Annotated in this window: 14 protein-coding genes; 5 read left to right on the forward strand and 9 right to left on the reverse strand. The window is 73.1% G+C overall.

Annotated elements, in window-relative coordinates; translation table 11 throughout:
• Positions 1-34 precede the first annotated feature (34 nt).
• Positions 35-424 carry an Mth938-like domain-containing protein gene (locus tag ABZZ17_RS33335; RefSeq protein WP_356881818.1) on the reverse strand — a complete coding sequence of 130 codons (390 nt, stop codon included), beginning with the start codon at positions 422-424 and terminating at the stop codon, positions 35-37.
• A gap of 139 nt (positions 425-563) precedes the next feature.
• Between ABZZ17_RS33335 and ABZZ17_RS33340 the strand changes: the two genes are divergently transcribed.
• Positions 564-938 carry a VOC family protein gene (locus tag ABZZ17_RS33340; protein ID WP_356881820.1) on the forward strand — a complete coding sequence of 125 codons (375 nt, stop codon included), beginning with the start codon at positions 564-566 and terminating at the stop codon, positions 936-938.
• Positions 939-1,066: 128 nt separating this feature from the next.
• Here the strand turns inward: ABZZ17_RS33340 and ABZZ17_RS33345 are convergent, their stop codons facing one another.
• Positions 1,067-1,879: a diacylglycerol kinase gene (locus tag ABZZ17_RS33345; RefSeq protein WP_356881886.1), complete on the reverse strand. Its 813-nt coding sequence runs from the start codon at positions 1,877-1,879 to the stop codon at positions 1,067-1,069.
• 184 nt (positions 1,880-2,063) lie between these two features.
• On the opposite strand from ABZZ17_RS33345, the gene ABZZ17_RS33350 reads away from it, so the two are divergent.
• Both ABZZ17_RS33350 and ABZZ17_RS33355 read left to right on the forward strand, forming a co-directional pair.
• On the forward strand, positions 2,064-3,347 hold the full coding sequence (locus tag ABZZ17_RS33350) for an adenylosuccinate synthase (RefSeq protein ID WP_356881822.1): 1,284 nt from the start codon (positions 2,064-2,066) through the stop codon (positions 3,345-3,347).
• Positions 3,348-3,610: 263 nt separating this feature from the next.
• On the forward strand, positions 3,611-4,204 hold the full coding sequence (locus ABZZ17_RS33355) for a hypothetical protein (RefSeq protein ID WP_356881824.1): 594 nt from the start codon (positions 3,611-3,613) through the stop codon (positions 4,202-4,204).
• Between the two features lie 45 nt (positions 4,205-4,249).
• Here ABZZ17_RS33355 and ABZZ17_RS33360 read toward each other — a convergent pair whose 3' ends face one another.
• A complete protein-coding gene (locus ABZZ17_RS33360; protein WP_356881826.1) occupies positions 4,250-4,741 on the reverse strand; it encodes a hypothetical protein in 492 nt (163 codons plus the stop codon).
• Between the two features lie 181 nt (positions 4,742-4,922).
• Positions 4,923-5,690 carry a hypothetical protein gene (locus ABZZ17_RS33365; RefSeq protein ID WP_356881828.1) on the reverse strand — a complete coding sequence of 256 codons (768 nt, stop codon included), beginning with the start codon at positions 5,688-5,690 and terminating at the stop codon, positions 4,923-4,925.
• 184 nt (positions 5,691-5,874) lie between these two features.
• Here ABZZ17_RS33365 and ABZZ17_RS33370 point away from each other — a divergent pair, with 184 nt between their 5' ends.
• On the forward strand, positions 5,875-6,405 hold the full coding sequence (locus ABZZ17_RS33370; RefSeq protein WP_356881830.1) for a carboxymuconolactone decarboxylase family protein: 531 nt from the start codon (positions 5,875-5,877) through the stop codon (positions 6,403-6,405).
• Between the two features lie 1,086 nt (positions 6,406-7,491).
• Here the strand turns inward: ABZZ17_RS33370 and ABZZ17_RS33375 are convergent.
• The 5 genes from ABZZ17_RS33375 to ABZZ17_RS33395 form a co-directional block, all read right to left on the reverse strand.
• Positions 7,492-8,385 carry an alpha/beta hydrolase gene (locus ABZZ17_RS33375; RefSeq protein WP_356881832.1) on the reverse strand — a complete coding sequence of 298 codons (894 nt, stop codon included), beginning with the start codon at positions 8,383-8,385 and terminating at the stop codon, positions 7,492-7,494.
• A gap of 172 nt (positions 8,386-8,557) precedes the next feature.
• Entirely contained in the window at positions 8,558-9,790 is a 1,233-nt protein-coding gene (gene kynU, locus ABZZ17_RS33380; protein ID WP_356881834.1) for a kynureninase, read from the reverse strand.
• Positions 9,783-10,631: a tryptophan 2,3-dioxygenase family protein gene (locus ABZZ17_RS33385; RefSeq protein ID WP_356881836.1), complete on the reverse strand. Its 849-nt coding sequence runs from the start codon at positions 10,629-10,631 to the stop codon at positions 9,783-9,785. The genes kynU and ABZZ17_RS33385 overlap by 8 nt, the downstream gene beginning before the upstream one ends.
• Positions 10,632-10,759: 128 nt before the next feature.
• A complete protein-coding gene (locus ABZZ17_RS33390; RefSeq protein WP_356881838.1) occupies positions 10,760-11,173 on the reverse strand; it encodes a DUF3151 domain-containing protein in 414 nt (137 codons plus the stop codon).
• 55 nt (positions 11,174-11,228) lie between these two features.
• Positions 11,229-12,389, reverse strand: a complete 1,161-nt coding sequence (locus ABZZ17_RS33395) for a CE1758 family FMN-dependent luciferase-like monooxygenase (protein ID WP_356881888.1) — start codon at positions 12,387-12,389, stop codon at positions 11,229-11,231.
• 538 nt (positions 12,390-12,927) lie between these two features.
• Here ABZZ17_RS33395 and ABZZ17_RS33400 point away from each other — a divergent pair.
• Entirely contained in the window at positions 12,928-14,025 is a 1,098-nt protein-coding gene (locus tag ABZZ17_RS33400; RefSeq protein WP_356881840.1) for a transposase, read from the forward strand.
• Positions 14,026-14,076 lie beyond the last annotated feature (51 nt).

Below are 14,076 nucleotides of genomic sequence, written 5' to 3' on the forward strand. Positions count from 1 at the left end.
CCCGTACCACCGAATTCCGAACGGCCGTCCCGTGTCAGCAGGTCGAGTGGAAGAGCCCGCCGACTCGCCGCGCGCCGGTCAGGGCGTTGTACAGGGCAACGGCCTCGCGGGTCTCCGCCAGGTGCACCTCGGCCCCGGCCTCCCGCAGCACGGCCAGCGTCTCCGGGGGCACCCGCAGCCGCAGGTCCATGCCGAGGCTGAGGACGATCACCTCGGCGCCCCGGTCGAGCAGGTCGCGTACGTCTCCCGACTGGATCCCGGGGTCGTGCCGGGTGCCGTGTTCGGCCCAGTCCCAGGGGCGGCCGCCGCCCGGGTACAAGGCGAAGTCCTTGCCCGGGGCCAGCCCGTCGACCTCCATCCGGCCCCACTCCAGGGCGGTGATCCGCGGGGAGACCGCGCCGTCGGACGCACCAAGATCTGTCATGCACACCAGCATCGCAGGACCGCCCCCACACTCGCCCCCACACCCGCCCCCGGACCGCACCCCGGTCCCCGCACGGCGGGCCGCCGCCTCCGGAGGGACGATGGGAAGGGGATCCGGCACGTCTACGAACGGACTGATCATGTTCCAGGACACCAAGGCGTTCAGCGGATTCGCGGTCGACGACATCGCCAAGGCCAAGGAGTTCTACGGCGGCACGCTCGGCCTGCGCGTATCCGAGGAGAACGGCATGCTCTTCCTGCACCTCGCGGGCGACACCAGCGTGCTGGTCTACCCGAAGGAGGACCACGAGCCCGCCGGCTTCACGATCCTCAATTTCCCCGTACCCGACGTCGAGCGGGCCGTCGACGAGCTCACGGCCGCCGGAGTCACCTTCGAGCGCTACCCCGGCTTCGACGCCGACGACAAGGGCATCGTCCGCGCGGAGGAGGGGCCGCCCATCGCCTGGTTCAGGGACCCGGCCGGCAACGTCCTGTCGGTGCTCGAACCGATGTGAGTGCTGGTACGAGCTGATGTGAACCGTTACGTCCCGAGGTGACGGCTGGACGGCGCCCACCCAGCCCGCCCAGCCCGCCCGGCCCGCCCGGCCCGCCCGGCCCACCCCGCCCCGCCCGGCGGGGGCCCCTACCCCCGCGGCAGGGTCAGGTGCCAGGCCGCCGTCCGCAGGGTCCACGTGCGCCGCCGGACCGGGCCCGACAGGACGTGGTTGGCCCGGTACCGGAAGTCCGCCCCGGACACCGTCACCGTCCGGGCCCGGCCCGTCAGCGGCGGCGCGCCCGACAGCCGCACCACCACCTCCGCCGGCCCGCCCGGTTCGGGCGTGCGCACGCAGACGTCCTCCACGGGCTGGTCCAGGTCCACGAGCAGCACCCCGTCGACCTCCACCCGCAGCCGGTGCACCCGCCGGGCCGCGGGCGCCGCCGGGCTCGGCAGCAGCGTCCGCAGGAGCGAACGGTACGTACCGCCCCACCGCGTCACCGGCACCGTCCGCGGCGGGGACGGGATCCGCAGCCCGCCCAGCACCACCCCGTCGCTGTCGTCGACGAGGAGGTCCCGCGGCCGCGTCACCCCGTCCAGGGCCGCCCGCGCCGCCGGCACCGCCGACAGCGGTACGCCCAGCGCCCCGGCCAGTGCCAGCGACCCGGGCGGGCCCACCGGAACCAGCGAGAGCGCGCCGTCCCCGAGCCCCCGCTCCCGGTGCAGCAGCCCCACGGCACGCACCAGCGCACCGTCGTCACCCACGATCACGGGCCGCCGATGGCCCCGGCGGGCGAGTGCCCGCGCAAATTCCTCCTGCGAATCCGGGAGGCAGATTTTCGCCGCCGCTCCCGCTGACAACACATCCTTCGCGATTCGCACGGACTCGCCGTCAAGACGGCGGGCGACCGGGTCGACGAGCACGAGCAGGCCGCCTACCGGCGCGCCCGCGTGGCTCATGGTGGGCTCTGGAGCCGACACCTCGGTCCTTCCTCGGGTAGCATCTTTGTGCAAGAGGCCCTTGCGCTATTGCGCCAGGGCCTTCGTCTATTCCGGGGTACCGGTCCGACGGCTCAGCCTGCGGTGTACATCGTCGTACGCCCCCTGACCTTGGACATGCCCCATCCGGAAGAGGTGTACGCCTGTGCCCGCTCTTGTGCTGCTCGGAGCTCAGTGGGGTGACGAGGGCAAGGGAAAGGCCACCGACCTGCTCGGTGGATCCGTTGACTATGTGGTGCGCTACCAGGGTGGCAACAACGCCGGCCACACGGTCGTCGTAGGCGACCAGAAGTATGCACTGCACCTTCTCCCCTCCGGCATCCTCTCCCCCGGATGCACCCCGGTCATCGGCAACGGTGTCGTCGTCGACCCGGCCGTCCTGCTCTCCGAGCTGCGCGGCCTGAACGAGCGCGGCATCGATACCTCCAAGCTGCTCATCAGCGGCAACGCGCACCTGATCACGCCGTACAACGTCACCCTCGACAAGGTCGGCGAGCGCTTCCTCGGAAAGCGCAAGATCGGTACGACCGGCCGCGGCATCGGTCCGACGTACGCGGACAAGATCAACCGCATCGGCATCCGCGTCCAGGACCTGTACGACGAGTCGATCCTCACCCAGAAGGTCGAAGCGGCGCTGGAGGGCAAGAACCAGCTCCTCGCGAAGCTGTACAACCGCCGCGCGATCGAGGCCTCGGCGATCGTCGAGGAGATGCTCCAGTACGCGGACCAGATCAAGGGCTACGTCGCCGACACCACCCTGATCCTCAACAACGCGCTGGACGAGGACAAGGTCGTGCTCTTCGAGGGCGGCCAGGGCACCCTGCTCGACGTCGACCACGGCACGTACCCCTTCGTCACCTCCTCGAACCCGACCGCCGGCGGCGCCTGCACCGGCACCGGCGTGGGCCCGACGAAGATCAGCCGCGTCATCGGCATCCTCAAGGCCTACACCACCCGTGTCGGCGCCGGCCCGTTCCCGACGGAGCTCTTCGACGAGGACGGCGAGGCCCTGCGCCGCATCGGTGGCGAGCGCGGTGTCACCACCGGCCGTGACCGCCGCTGCGGCTGGTTCGACGCCCCGATCGCCCGCTACGCGACCCGCGTGAACGGCCTGACGGACTTCTTCCTCACCAAGCTGGACGTCCTGACCGGCTGGGAGGAGATCCCGGTCTGCGTCGCGTACGAGATCGACGGCAAGCGCGTCGAGGAGCTCCCGTACTCGCAGACCGACTTCCACCACGCGAAGCCGATCTACGAAACCCTCCCCGGCTGGTCCGAGGACATCACCAAGGCCAAGACCTTCGCGGACCTCCCGAAGAACGCCCAGGCGTACGTCAAGGCCCTGGAGGAGATGTCGGGCGCCCCGATCTCCGCGATCGGCGTCGGCCCCGGCCGCACCGAGACGATCGAGATCAACTCGTTCCTGTAGGCCCCGCCCGCACGAACACCGCACCACCCCCGAGCGGGGCAGCCGCGACGTCCGCGACTGCCCCGCTCGGGCGTTCCCCCGCGACCGACCGCGACCGACGGCGCCGGACCCCCGGTCGACACCACCGGCGCGCAGCGGGACGATGGGAACGGAGCGACGCGCCCCGGCGTCCCCCTTCACCGGCCGCCGCCAAGCGGCGCGAAGGATGCGGACACGCCCGCTCCAGGTAGCCACGGTCGCCGACGACACCCACGGGAACGGCCATGACCGGTAGCAGCACAGCACGTCTCACCGCCCTCGGCGCGGCACCGATCGCCGCCCTGCTCGCGCTCGCTCCGGCCGCCGCGGCCGCCGGCCCGGCCGCTCCCGCCGCCCCGGCCATCTGTCACCTCCTGAGCCAGCCCGCGGACCCGTACCACCTGGGCTGCCGGGAGGGCTTCAGGCTGGGGGTGGCGGCCGGCTACGCGAACGGCAAGCAGTGCCAGAAGCTCCCGCCCCCGCTGTCGCCGGTGAACCCCAACGCGTTCGAACAGGGGAAGCGGCAGGGATACGTGGACGGCTACGAACAGGCCTACAAGCACACCTACGACCGGAACTGCGACCTGCCGCAACTGCCCCCGGCGCAGAAGCAGCCGCCCCCGCAGACGCAGACACCGCAGAGCATGGCCGCCGCGGGCCAGGCGGCGGGAACCACCTGGGGCAAGGAGGACGCCAGGCTGACCTGCACCCGGGAGCACGCGAACCTGGTCCCGCCGACGACGCCGAACGTGCTGATCACCGCGTACCAGAACGGCTACCGCGTCGGCTACGACGTCGCGTACGACGAGGCCTACCGCCAGATGTGCCCGAAGAAGTGACAGCGGTCCCTGAGGAAGAGACCGCGTTCAGCAGGTTCAGCAGGTTCAGCAGAAGGCTTCCTTCGCCACCGCCGCGCCCTTGTTCCAGCCCTGGCTGAACTGCTGGTTGGACTGCGGCGGGGCCTTCGCGTCGCAGTTGCCCTTGACGGCGTCCCAGCCGGCGACGATGCCGGCCTTGAGGGTGGTGCCGCCGGCCTGCACGGCCGCCACGCTGCCGCCGCTGCACTTGGTGACCGTCGAGCCCTGCTGGACCGAGTACTGGCCGTCCTTCGCCTTGGCGATGTTGAAGGTGCCGTCCGGATTCATGCTGAAGCCGGCACCGTCACCCGTGGACGACTGCAGGAAGGCGGGCCCCGGCTGGAACCCGCCGCCGGAGATGTTCACCGTGCCGTCGGCCAGGACGCCCGACGTGGAGCAGGTGGCGGCGGGAACGGCCGCGGGGGCCGCGGCCCCCGCGAGGGCGGCGGATCCGAGGGCGAGGGAACCCGCCATCACGGGCGCGAGGAGGATCAGGCGCGTACGTCGGTTCAGGTTCATGGTGCTTCCTCCCGTAAGGGAGAGACGGAAAGACGGGGGTCGCGGAGGACCGGGAGAACGTCCCGAAGAGGTGCGGGCCCTCACGGGCCGCACGGCACCGGCCCGGCGACCGAGGGGCCGGAAACGTCCGTCGTTCCCATCGTCTCCCGCCCGGCCGCCCGTGTCGACCCAGGTCGAGCGGCTACGAGGTCCACCGGCGCGGAGCCGAGTAGGTGCGCAACGTGATGCCGTGCCGGGTGTGGAGCCGGAACAGCTCGAAGGCGGCCACGGCCGTCGTCGCCACCGCACCCCCGACGGGCAGCGTCCAGGCGTCGGCGGGCCAGCTCCCGACGGAGTAGAACACGCTCTGGATGACGAACTCCCAGGCCAGGACGACCGTCAGCAGCGCGGGCAGCGCCTGGTGGACCTCCACCGTGCGGAACATGTGCCGGGACACCGCGGGCACCGCGAACCAGATGAAGGCGACGCCCCGCGCGGCCAGGCCGATGCCCACGACGATGGCCGCGGCCATGAACACGAACGACCACGCCGACCAGCTGCCGACGGTCTGCGGCACCAGGACGATGAGCACGACCCCCGCCGCCACCAGCACGACGTGCCCCAGCAGCGCCCCGACGGCGGTCAGCGGCCCGCGGAGCTTCGCCCGCATCGGCCCCCGGTGCCCGGGCCGGGCGGCGCCGATGAACAGGCCCACCACCAGCGGCACGCTGACCAGCAGCAGCACCGGCGTCAGCGCCACTTTGAGCAGCCCGTCCAGCGCCCAGACGGCGAGGTACTTGTTCTCGTTCGCGGCGATCGGCACCTTCACCAGCAGCGCCGTCGCGAGCCCGCCCCAGAACCGGACCGCCTGGAGGGTCCGTACGTACGGGTCGTCCAGCACGGACGCGCCGTCCGGCTCCATGTACCGCCGGACGAGCATCCGGTCACGGTTGACACTGATTTCTCCCAAGTCCCCCTGCATACCCAGATGTTGGCAGGCCACAGAGGCGGAGGACAGGCTTCCTCAGGGCGCTTCCAGGGCGTTCCCCGGGCACTTTCCGCCACTCCGGAAAAATGTCTTTCCCGGAGCTGTCACACTCCTGCCGCGCCGTCCGTCAGTGCTGTGTAGACGACGACGAAGGAGAGCAGCAGCCATGACGAACACCTCCAGCTCCGCATCCGCCTCCACTCCCGCCCCCACCTCCGCCTCCATTTCGCGGATGCCCAATCCCGGCGATTTCGTCCCGGAGCTGAACGACGTCAGCGCCGCCCTGTTCCGCGCCACGGGCAACCGCTCGGTCCCCCGCGCCACGATGAGCCTGGTCCACCTGCGCGCCGGCCAGATCGTGGGCAACACCTACCTCACCGTCCTGAACACCGGTTTCCTCCGCAAGGCCGGGGAGTCCGAGGAGCGCATCACGGCCGTGTCGTCCTGGCAGGACGCCCCGTACTTCACCGAGGCCGAGCGGGCCGCGCTGGCCCTGGTGGAGGCCGTCCTCCAGCCGGCCCCGACCGGCAAGGAGCGCGTCCCGGACGAGCTGTACGCGCGGGCGGCCGAACACTACGACGAGAAGGCGCTGGCCACCCTCACCATCGCGATCGGCCAGATCAACTTCTTCATCGCCCTGGCCCTGATCGGCAAGCCCCAGCCGGTCACCTCCCTCGCCGACGAGCAGTGGGGCTGAGGGGGGCGGGGTCGGGGGGCGGGGTCCCACCGGGGCGAGGTCCCGGTCCCACCCGGGGGCCTGAGGGCCGGGTTCCACCTGGACGGGGCCGGTCAGCCCGGGTGTTGGGGCCGTCCACCAGACGAGGGTGTCACCGGTCCGGTCCGGCCCCTCAAGGGCGCTCACTGCGTTCGCGTCGCTCCGCGATGGCCTACGGCCACCCTTGACCGACCGGCCCGGACCGGCAGGCATTTACTGCCTGGCGGACGGCCCCAACAAAAGGACGCCCAGGGGGACGCCTTCTCCCTTTTCCGGCCCGTCCCGCCCAACCCCCACCGGAGACCGGCCGCACCGCCTCCCCCGCAGTCATGCCGACCGGGCCTCCCCACGCAGCCGATCGCTACGCACCGCGCGTCGGCTCAGCGTCCGACGGCAGCCTGTGGCTGGACATAAACACGCACCGGATCGCTACGCACTGCGGCTCGGTTCGGCGTCCGCCGCCCGTCCGGGGCCGAGATGCGTCTGACCACAGATCACACCGCCCTGACCAACCTCAGGCGCAGTCAGACCCACCGGACGAGACCATGAGGAGTCCAGCAGGCAGATACGGACGACCTGACCGACCTCAGGCGCAGTCAGAGGCAATGGACGGTGGCCAAGAGGAGAGTGGGCAGATGCGGCCGACCTGGACGGGGTCGAGAGGGGGCAGTAGGCACAGGCGGCGGGGGTGGACGCCGAACCGAGCCGCAGTGCGTAGCGATCAGATGCGTGCGTGTGTGCGTGTCTGCGGCGGTCGGGGAGGTACGGGCCCCAGCCCGCCACGGTCCTGTCGCCAGGCCCCCTCCCCCCGGCGGCCCGGACAGTCTGTGTCGTTCCGGGACGGGGGCCGGGGTCTAGGGTGGCCGCAGGCCATCGCGTAGCGACGCGACCGCAGGGAGCGCCCTTGACGCCGGACCCCGGCCCGGGAGGACACTCGGACTGACCGGGCCGCCGGGGTCCCTCCCGAGGGCATCGACCCCCGGCCCCTCCTGGCCGTCCGCCGCCCGGCCTGCGCAGTCCGCCCCGCGGTAGCCACCCGGGGCCCCGCCCCACCCGCAGCCTCCGCCCCTACCAAGCCAGTTGTGCGATCTCCTCCGAGACCACCGCGCAGGCGTCCGCCGCCGGGTCGATCAGGGGGAAGTGGCCCACCCCGTCCAGCAGGGTCAGTCCGACCATCTCCCCCGCCTTCGCGGCGGCGGCGACGTACGACTCCGCCACCGCGTGCGGGACCACGATGTCCTCCCGCCCGTGCACGACGGCGGTGGCGATGCCCGTCGGGAGCAGCGCCGCCGGGTCGGCGAAGGGCAGCCGCTCCGCCCAGTGTTCCGCGCCGCCCAGCAGCTGCGCGGACGCGCCCCCGCACACCTCCAGTTCCTCGGCCACCGCGAAGTCCGCGATCGGGGCCAGTGCCACCACGCCGCGCAGCGGCGGCGGGGTGGGGAGCCGCCACGGGGAGCCGGCGGGGAGCACGTGCCGGGCGGCCGCCCACAGGGCGAGCTGGCCGCCCGCCGAGTGTCCCGTCACGACGGTGCGGCGCGGGTCGGCTTCGGGGAGGGCGGCCGCGGTCAGGGCGGGCAGGGCGTCCATGGCGGCGGCGACGTCGTCGAAGGTCTCGGGCCAGCGGCCGGCGACGGCCGGTCCCGTCCCCTGGTGCGGGATCGAACTGCCGCGCCGGTACTCGACGTTGGCGACGGCGAAGCCCTGGCGGGCCAGGAATCCGGCGAGCGGGGTGATGTGCCGGCGGTCGTACGGGGCGCGCCAGGCGCCGCCGTGGAGGACGACGACCAGGGGGGCGGTGCCGGGTCCGGTGCCGGTGCCGGTGCCGTCGCCGTGCGGGGCGTAGAAGTCGATGACCTGGTCGGGGTGTTCCCCGTACGCGGCGGTGGCGTCGGGGTCGACCGGGGGGTGGGAGAAGGCCGAGGCGGCCTCGGCGGCGTCCCGTTCGACTGCGGGGTCCGTCATCGGCTCAACCTCTCGGTAACGCGTGTGACAGCGGGGACTGGTGTTCCGGTATTCCGGCAGAGCGGGACCGTATCAGGCTAGAACCCGCCGTCCAGTGGCCGGACAGCGCTTCGCTGGAGCGGGCGGGGCCGTAGCCCCGCCCGCCCGACTGCTGTGACGTTTCGCTACCGCGTCACCCGAAAATGTGACCCAGTGTGCGGGCGGCGCGCTCGGCGTCGGCGAATCCGACGTAGAGCGGGGTGAACCCGAAGCGCAGGACGTCGGGGGCGCGGAAGTCCCCGACGACGCCCCGCGCGATGAGTTCCGTCATGACCTCGCGCGCGTTCTCGGTGCGCAGCGAGACCTGGCTGCCGCGCTCCGCGTGTCCGGCCGGGGTGACCGCCTCGACGCGGCCCTCGGGGACGTACGCGGCGACGCATTCGAGGAAGAAGTCCGTCAGCGCGAGGGACTTGGCGCGGACGTCGTCGACGTCCACGCCCTCCCAGACGTCGAGGGCCGACTCCAGGGCGAGCATGGACAGGATGTCCGGGGTGCCGACCCGTGCGCGGGCCGCGCCCTGCGCCGGCTCGTAGGCCGGGTTCATCGCGAAGGGCTCCGCGTGACTGTTCCAGCCGGGCAGCGGGGAGTCGAAGGCACCCTGGTGGCGTTCGGCCACGTAGATGTAGGCCGGGGCGCCGGGGCCGCCGTTGAGGTACTTGTACGTGCAGCCGACCGCGAGGTCGACGGAGTGTGCGTCGAGGCCCACGGGCAGGGCGCCCGCCGAGTGGCACAGGTCCCAGACGACGAGCGCGCCGGCCGCGTGCGCGGCGGCGGTGAGGGCGGGCAGGTCGTGGAGGCGGCCGGTGCGGTAGTCGACGTGGTTGAGGAGCACCACGGCGGTGTCGGGGGTCATCTGCGAGACGGCGTCGGCGGGGTCGACGGCGACGACGTCGAGGCCGGTCATCCGGGCGGCGGAGGCGGCGATGTAGCCGTCCGTCGGGAAGGTGGCGGCGTCGACGAGCATCCGGGTCCGGCCGGGCGCTGCCAGCCGGGCGGCGCCGACGAGCGCCTTGAAGAGGTTGACGCTGGTGGAGTCGCCGACGGTGACCTGGCCGGGGGCGGCGCCGATCAGCGGGGCGATGCGGTCGCCGATCCGCTCGGGGGCGGTCCACCAGCCGCTCTCGTCCCAGGAGCGGATGAGGAGCTCGCCCCACTGGCGCCGTACGACGTCGGTGACGGCGTCGGGGACTGCGGCGGGGAGGGCGCCGAGGGAGTTGCCGTCGAGGTAGACGACGCCTTCGGGGAGGGCGAAGCGGTCGCGGAGCTTGCCGAGCCCGTCGGCGGCGTCGAGGCCGGCGGCGCGTTCCCGGAGGGCGTCTTCCGCCGGATGGGGGACGGAGCCCGCTATCGGGTGCGTGTCAGACATGGCTGCGGGCCGTCCAGAGCTCGGGGAACACGTTCTTCGTCGCGCGCTTCTCCAGCCAGGCCACGCCGGCCGAGCCGCCCGTGCCCGTCTTCGCGCCCATCGCGCGCCGGGTCGCGACGAGGTGGTCGTTGCGCCAGCGCCAGACCAGCTCGGCGACGTCGGTGAGCACCTCGCCGAGGCGGTGCAGGTCGGCGTGCTCGCCGGCGGGCTCGTTGTACAGGGCCGTCCAGACGGCCTCGACCTCGGGGGACGGCTCGTAGCGCAACGCCAGGTCGCGGTCCAGGACCTGCTGCGGGACCGGCAGGCCGCGGCGGGCGAGCAGGCGCAGGGTCTCGTCGTAGAGGCTGGGCTCGTGGAGGGCCTTCTCCAGCTCGCCGTGGACGCGCGGGGCGCCGCGGTGCGGGACGAGCATCGACGCGGACTTGTCGCCGAGCAGGAACTCCATCCGCCGGTACATCGCGGACTGGAAGCCGGAGCCCTCGCCGAGGGCGGAGCGGTACGCGTTGAACTGGCCGGGGGTGAGCTGTGCGAGGGGGCGCCAGGAGGCGTTCAGCGCCTCCAGCTCGCGGAGGGATCGTTTCAGCGCGTCCATCGCGACGGGGATGTCGTCCTCGCGCAGGGCGCGCGCGGCGGTTTCCCACTCGTGGACGATGACGGTGAACCACAGCTCCATGACCTGGGTCGTGACCAGGAAGACCATCTCGCCGGGGTCGTCCGAGCGGAGGTGCTGGAGGTGGGTGAGGACGTCGGCCTGGACGTAGTCCTCGTAGGGGGTGGTGCCGGCGAAGTCGAGGTTCGGGGTGTCCGAACCGGCTCCGGAGGCATCAAGGGCGTGCGACATTTCTGTCTCCTCGACACGTGCTTCCGGGTAGCGGTCCGCTCCTTCCGGTGAGGTAAGTGGAGCCCCGGTCCCCTGCTCGCATCATAAACAGGGGATCCGGAAGCCCTCTAGGGCAGTCGGGGTGCCCGTTATGCGAGCGTGTCCGCCGCGGTCTCGGAGGAGTCCCGCAGGAAGGTCGAGCAGCGCTCGTACTCCTCCTTCTCGCCGATCGCGCCGGCGGCGCGCGCCAGGGCGTTCAGGGCGCGCAGGAAGCCGCGGTTCGGCTCGTGCTCCCACGGCACCGGCCCGTGGCCCTTCCAGCCCGCGCGGCGCAGGGCGTCCAGGCCCCGGTGGTAGCCGGTGCGGGCGTAGGCGTACGACTCGACCGTGTTGCCGGCGGCGAAGGCCCGGTCGGCGAGGGCGGCCCAGGCGAGGGAGGACGTGGGGTGCGCGGCGGCCACCTCGGCCGGGTCGGTCCCGGCGGCGAGCGCCTCGCGGGGCGCGGGCTCGTCGGGCAGGTGGGTGGGGGCGGGGCCCCCGAGCAGGTTCTGGTGAATCGACATGGGATCAGTGTGGCCGATGGCCGGGCGGGCCGGGCGGCCCGTCACCGAGGGGCCGTCACAGCCCGGACAGGACCGCCGCCGCCGGGTGCGGCACCGCGGCCGCCACGGCCGCCGGGTCGGCCTGTGCCGCCGGGGCGCCCCCGTGCCGGGGCACCGCGGCCGCCGCCGGGTGTCGGGGCGCCGGGACGCAGGCCGGGGGGCGGGCCGAGGCCAGTTCCCGCCGTAGGACGGGGACGATCCGCTCCCCCAGCAGGTCGATCTGCTCCAGCACCGTCTCCCGCGGCAGCCCGGCGTGGTCCACGAGGAACAGCTGGCGCTGGTAGTCCCCGTAGGCCTCCCGGAAGGTGAGGATCTTCTCGATGACCTCGTCCGGGCTGCCCACGGCCAGCGGGGTCCGCGCCGTGCACTCCTCCAGGGACTCGCGGCCCCCGTACACGGGCGAATGGTCGAAGTACGGGCGGAACGCGCGCACCGCGTCCTGCGAGCGCGCCCGTACGAAGACCTGGCCGCCGATGCCGACGACGGCCTGCTCGGCGGTGCCGTGCCCGTGGTCGGCGTACCGGGTGCGGTACAGGTCCACCAGCCGGGCGTAGTGCGCGGCGGGGGCGAAGAGGTTGTTCGCGAAGAAGCCGTCGCCGTAGTGCGCGGCCTGCTCGGCGGTCTCCGGCGAGCGCACCGAGGCGTGCCAGACGAAGGGCGGTACGCCGTCCAGCGGGCGGGGCGTGGAGGTGAAGCCGTCGAGGCGGGCCCGGGAGCGGCCCCTCCAGTCGATGTCCTCCTCCCGCCAGAGGCGGTGCAGCAAGGCGTAGTTCTCGCGGGCGAGCGCGAGGCCCTCGCGGAGGTCCTGGCCGAACCACGGGTAGACGTTGGGGGTGTTGCCGCGGCCCAGCGTCAGGTCCACCCGGCCGTCGGCCAGGTGCTGGAGCAGGGCGAACTCCTCCGCGATCCGGACGGGGTCGTTGGTGGTGACGAGGGTGGTGGCGGTGGACAGGAGCAGCCGCTCGGTGCGGGCGGCGACGTACGCGAGGAGGGTCGCCGGCGAGGAGGGCACGTAGGGCGGGTTGTGGTGCTCCCCGGTGGCGAAGACGTCGAGGCCGGCCTCCTCCGCCCGGACGGCGATGGCCGTCATCGCCTTGATCCGCTCGTACTCGGTCGGCGTACGGCCGGTGAGCGGGTCGGGCGCGACATCGCCGATCGAGAAGACGCCGAACTGCACCACCCCGTCACCCCTCCGCCGTGGACGCCCCCGCCGGGCGCCCCGCGGCGCCGGTGCGGTGCCGGGGGGCAGGCCCCGGCACCGCGGCTCGTGGGGGGCCTGACCGGGGCCCCTCGTACAGGACCGTGCCGGATGCCGGGGGGAGCGGCCACGTCCGTTCCGGCAGTCCGTCAAGTCGCGGTGCGCCGGGGCGGTGGTGGTGGGGACCCCACCACGTTCCGCCCGAGTGCGGTGACGGGCGCACCTCCCCGCGCGCGGGGTCGAGGACGGACGGTGGGGGTGCAGTCGATGCACGTCTAGGGGGCATGTCGTGAAAGCGGTCATGAGCAGTACAGCCGTGAGGCCGGCAACCGGGCCGGCCGCGGTGACGAGGACGAGGACGGACGCGGGAACGGACACGGGAACGGACACGGGGACGAGAACGGCGACGGAGACACGGACGGGTACGGGTACGGGCACGAAGACGGGCACGGGAACGGGAACGCGGACGCAAGCGGGGACGGAAGCGGGGCCGCGCCGGCGGGACCCGGCCCGTGAGGTGGCCGACGACTTGTGCGCCGCCGTCCTGTCCTCGCTGCGCCGCAAGGACCAGCGGGAGAAGGGCCGGCAGTACGTCCAGGGGCTGCTCGCCCTCCAGGGCCGCAAGTCGATGCGCGGCATCGCCGGCCAGGTCGGGGGCGCGGCGGCGGAACAGAGCATGCACCACTTCATCTCCAGTTCCACCTGGGACTGGGAGCCCATCCGCGCCTCCCTCTCCGCGTTCCTGGAGGCGTCGACCCCGTTGACCGCGTGGGTGGCGCAGCCGATGGCGATCCCGAAGGGCGGCGACCGATCGGTGGGCGCGGCGCACCGGTTCGACCCCCACCAGGGGCAGATGTTCCGGGGGCAGCAGGCCTTCGGGACCTGGTTCGCGTCGTCCGGGCTCGTGACGCCGGTCGGGTGGCGGATGTTCCTGCCCGACGCGGAAGGGCCGTCGGACGCACTCGACGAGCACGCCGCGCAGGCCGCGTACGAGCAGTCCGCGGCGGCGGCCGTCATCGAGACGGTGCGGCGCGGCGGTGGCGGGGCGCGCCCGGTGGTGCTCGACATCCGGCAGATCGGCACCCGGTCCACGATGAACCGCTTCGCGGAGGCGGGACTGCCGGTCATCGCCCGGGCGGCGGCGGCGACCCCGCTGCTGGTCACGGATCCGGCCCTGCCGGGGTACGGCGCGGGGGTCCGTACCGCGCGGGAGATCCTCCAGTCGGTGAAGGGGCTGTGCACCCCGGTGGAGTGGACCGATCCCGATCCGGGGCACCCGGGGGGCCGCCACCGCAGCACCCTGGCCGTCGCGGTGCGGGTGATGATGCCCGACCCGTCGCCGGCCCGGCGCCGCCACCTGCTGCTCGTCGGCGAATGGACCGACCCGCGGCGGCCCCCGACGGATCTGTGGGTCACCGACCTCGTACGGCTCCCCGTGGGCCCGCTGCTGCGGCTGACGAAGCAGGGCCGCCGGGTGGACTTCGCGGCGGAGCACAGCGGTCAGGAGGCGGGTCTGCGCGACTTCGCCGGACGTGCCCTGCCCGGCTGGCACCGGCACGTCACCCTGGCGTCGGTGGCCCACGCGGCCCGTGCCCTGTCGGCGATGGACCACTGACGGGGACGGGGCGGTGACGGGAACACGGCTCCGCGGGAGCGCGTAGGAACG

Source organism: Streptomyces sp. NPDC006512, from assembly GCF_040611935.1.
GTDB lineage: Bacteria > Actinomycetota > Actinomycetes > Streptomycetales > Streptomycetaceae > Streptomyces.